At 45.6% G+C, this 1032-nt stretch carries 1 protein-coding gene and 1 pseudogene; one reads left to right on the top strand and one right to left on the bottom strand.

The window, feature by feature from the left end:
* A pseudogene (locus tag VB714_RS27645) lies at nt 1–75 on the bottom strand (allophycocyanin); the annotation flags it as partial.
* A 151-nt stretch (nt 76–226) separates the two neighbouring features.
* Between VB714_RS27645 and rlmD the strand changes: the two are divergent.
* On the top strand, nt 227–1032 hold an 806-nt coding region (gene rlmD / locus VB714_RS27235), incomplete at its 3' end, for a 23S rRNA (uracil(1939)-C(5))-methyltransferase RlmD (RefSeq protein WP_323228473.1).

Genomic DNA, 1032 nt, shown 5'->3' with positions numbered 1-1032 from the left:
GCTGGTTAACTCCCCACTACTGAGGTAGCGGAGTTCGTCATCGGCTTTTAAGATAACGTCACTAACGATGCTCATTATCACAATAAAATAAATATCAATTGTCAGTTTAGCGATTCAGAGGGTCAGAAAGAAAGCGTTTGAGTCTGAAATCTACTGTTAGGGGCGCTTGACTTCGTAATTTTTAATCATTTTCCCCTCAATTGATACAAATCTTTAAATTGTGCAGATGAAAAACCAAGCAGAAAATTGGCAACAGGGCAACATTATTGAATTCGAGATTGTGGATGTGAGCGATCGCGGTGATGGGGTAGGAAGATGGGGCGATCGCGCTGTTTTTGTTCCCGATACGGTGACGGGCGATCGCGTTAGGGTTCGTTTATTGCGAGTTAAACCCCAATATGCTTATGGCAAGCTCTTGGAACTCCTCCACCCTTCTCCCCATCGCCTGCGCCCTCGCTGTATTGTGGCGGATAAATGCGGGGGCTGTCAGTGGCAGCACATTCAAGATGCTTATCAACAGGAAATTAAGCGCAATTTGTTGCTACAAGCGCTGCAACGGATTGGTGAATTTGTCGATCCTCCCGTTGCTCCACTTCTATCGGGGTTAGATTTTTTAACATATCGTAATAAAGCGACTTATCCTTTGGGCGTTTCTCAAGTGGGGAGCGTGCAAGCGGGATATTACCGTAAAGGCAGCCATCAGATTGTTAACCTCAATCAATGCCCGATCCAAGATGTCCGTTTAAATCCTTTTCTCGCGGAAATCAAGCTGGATATTGAGGTACAAGGTTGGAGTATCTACAACGAAAAACGCAAACAGGGACAATTGCGCCATCTTTCTTTACGCATTGGACGGCATACAGGAGAAATTTTATTAACTTTAGTTACGACGGATTTACAATTGCGCGATCGCGAGGATATCGCCCGAGGATGGATGCAAATGTACCCGAATTTAGTGGGAGTTTGTCTCAATTACAATCCCCATCCCACCAATGCGATTTTGGGCGATCGCACGGAATGTTTGGCCGGGCG

The organism is Spirulina sp. 06S082, from assembly GCF_034932145.1.
In the GTDB taxonomy this organism is placed as follows: Bacteria; Cyanobacteriota; Cyanobacteriia; order Cyanobacteriales; family Spirulinaceae; genus CCY15215.
Note: the sequence above shows the minus strand (reverse complement) of the source record. Positions and strands in the feature narration are given on the sequence as shown.